Genomic DNA, 2565 nt, shown 5'->3' on the forward strand with positions numbered 1-2565 from the left:
GAAGCTGAAGGTATAAGAGAAGCACGCAGAAGGGGTACCCCCTCTGCGTGCTTTGTTCGTGGGGCCCGCCCCCGGTGTCAGCGGTGCGGGTTGGGGTACAGCAGCTGCAGCCCCGGCAACTGGGGGCGCTGGAATGGCTGCCACACCACGCTCGGGCCCTGGGGCTGGCCCAGCCGGTCGGCCACGGCCCACCAGGCGCTGGGGTTCAGACCGATGCCGAAGTGGCTGGCCACCACCTCGATGTTCTCGGTGTGCGGGTTGTGCGCTGCCGGGGCCTGGATGCTGCCGCGCCAGGCCACCACGCCGTCGCTGCGCGAGAAGATGCTGGTGGTGGGCACGGGCGGTGCCTCGGGCAGGTTGTAGTGCTCGGTCTCGCGCTCGATGCTGCGGCCGCTGGCGAACTGGTAGATGCGCCAGGCGTTGGTGGAGCGGTGGTGCCCGGCAAAGGGCGTGCCCAGCGTGATCACGCAGCGCACCAGGTCGGGCATCTCCTTGGCCAGCTCGCGGGCGTAGATGCCGCCCAGGCTCCAGCCCACCAGGCTGACCTTGCCGCCGCTGGCGTCGCTGGCGGCCTGCAGCTGGCGCTTGGCGTTGTCGAGCACCCCTTCGCGCGGGCCCAGGTTCAGGCCCTGGCCCCAGCCCAGGGTGTCGTAGTTGCGCGATTCGAGGTAGCGGCGCAGCGGCACGGTGGTGGCGTCGCCCGCCGTGAGCCCAGGAAACACGATGACCGAGTGCCCGTCGCCCAGGGGGGCGCGCTGCAGCACGGGCCAGGCGGGCAGCACGGCGCCAAACTCCCAGGGGGCGCGCAGCTCCAGCGCCAGCAGGGGCAAGCCGGGTGGCGGCGGGTAGGCGGGGTTGGTGTCTTTTTTGTTGAACAGCGGCATCAATTCATCGTTCCAAAGCGGGGCGCGCACGGGCTGGCCGTGGCTTTGGGTGACGGTAGCATTTTTTGGACGGATGGCCGGAGGTGGAAATGGAGCTAGCTCTCCAATTCCTGCCCGGGTTTTCAGTCTTGCGCAAATTTTTTTGGGGTGGTGACTTCCGCGCCCGAACCGGTGCTATTTGCCATCAAATTGTTATCAAATGCAACTTTCCACTGCTATGCTTTGCGCACATCTGCGCGGGCTGGGCTTTGGCTGACCGCGTGCCTTGCCGAATGCAACCCCCTTGAAAGTCCGCGCCCATGATTGCTGCAACCGCCCCTGCGTCCCCCGTTGCCCTCGCCGCCGCCCAGCCGGCGGCCGCTGCGCCGGGTGGCGAGTACCTGACCTTTCGCCTGGGGGCCGAGGAGTACGGCATCGACATCCTGCGTGTGCAGGAGATTCGCTCTTACGAACGGCCCACGCGCCTGGCGCATTCGCCCGATTTCATTCGGGGCGTGATTGACCTGCGCGGCCGCATCGTGCCGATTCTGGACCTGCGCGTGAAGCTGCAATGCCCCGAGGCCAGCTACACCGACTTCACGGTGGTCATCATTCTGGACATTGGCGCCACCGTGATCGGTGCCGTGGTCGATGCGGTGGCCGACGTGGTCACGCTCACCCCCGATGCCATCAAGCCCACGCCGCAGTTCGAGCGCCAGGGCCATGTGGACCCGGCCTTTGTCACCGGCATTGCCAGCCTGGGCGACCGCATGCTGATCGTGATGGACATCGAGGCCTTGCTGAGCAGCGACGAAATAGGACTGGTGACAAAAGCCGCGCACAGGTAACGTATCGGAGGCTTTCAGGGCGCAAGCACGCACGCCCTGGCCGCAGCAACATCAACCCAGAGGAGAAGCAGGATGAATCAATGGAAGATCTCAACCCGACTCACCGCAGCGTTTGCAGCCATCGTGCTGCTGCTGGTTGCTCTGGGGGCGGTGGCCCTGGTCCGGTCGGCAAGCCAGCGTGCGGCGCTGATGGATATCGCTGAGCGGCGGATACCCATTACCAAGGCGATGGGGGGTCTTGGCCAATGGGGTCAATGTGCAGGCCATCCAGTTCCGCAACATTGCGCTGATTAGCGACGAGCGCGTTGTCAAGCCATCGCTGGAACGCGTGGCTGAGATGCGTCGTGCCATTGCCGAGCAGATGAAAACGCTCAATGCGCTCGTCGTTTCGGAGAAGGGCAAGGAGATCCTGGCCCGCGTGCAGCAGCACCGCGAGGCCTTCCTCAAGTTGGGCGATGAATATGTGGCGCTGATCCAGCAAGGAAAAAGGGACGAGGCCCTGAAGTTGCTGGAAGTGCAACTGCTTCCTGTCCAGGCCGCGTACCAGAAGGCGATTCAGGAGCAGGTGGACTTCCAGGCCCAGATGACCGACGACTCCGGCAAGCGGGCCGAGGCTGCGGCAGATGCCCTGCAGCGGGACGTGCTGATTGCCGGTGCCCTGGCGGTTGTCGTGGCCATCTTTCTGGCCATCAGCATCATCCGCTCCATCACCCGCCCGCTGGCGCAGGCCGTGGAGGCCGCCGACCGCGTGGCCGCCGGCGACCTGAGCGGCCAGATCGTCGTGCAGTCCAAGGACGAAACCGGTCAGTTGCTGGGCGCCTTGCAGCGCATGCAGCAAAGCCTGGTGAACACGG

Annotated in this window: 3 protein-coding genes; 2 read left to right on the forward strand and 1 reads right to left on the reverse strand. The window is 65.6% G+C overall.

Annotated elements, in window-relative coordinates; genetic code table 11:
• Positions 1-77 precede the first annotated feature (77 nt).
• Complete coding sequence (locus tag DBV10_RS22585; RefSeq protein ID WP_124515775.1) at positions 78-884, reverse strand: alpha/beta fold hydrolase; 807 nt, start codon at positions 882-884, stop codon at positions 78-80.
• A gap of 299 nt (positions 885-1183) precedes the next feature.
• Here DBV10_RS22585 and DBV10_RS22590 point away from each other — a divergent pair, with 299 nt between their 5' ends.
• Both DBV10_RS22590 and DBV10_RS22595 read left to right on the forward strand, forming a co-directional pair.
• Positions 1184-1711 (forward strand): chemotaxis protein CheW, encoded by a 528-nt coding sequence (locus tag DBV10_RS22590; protein WP_124515774.1) that lies wholly within the window; start codon positions 1184-1186, stop codon positions 1709-1711.
• Positions 1712-1949: 238 nt separating this feature from the next.
• A partial coding sequence (locus DBV10_RS22595) for a HAMP domain-containing protein (protein WP_233590035.1) occupies positions 1950-2565 on the forward strand: 616 nt, incomplete at its 3' end.

It is taken from the genome of Acidovorax sp. FJL06, assembly GCF_003852545.1.
In the GTDB taxonomy this organism is placed as follows: domain Bacteria; phylum Pseudomonadota; class Gammaproteobacteria; order Burkholderiales; family Burkholderiaceae_C; genus Acidovorax.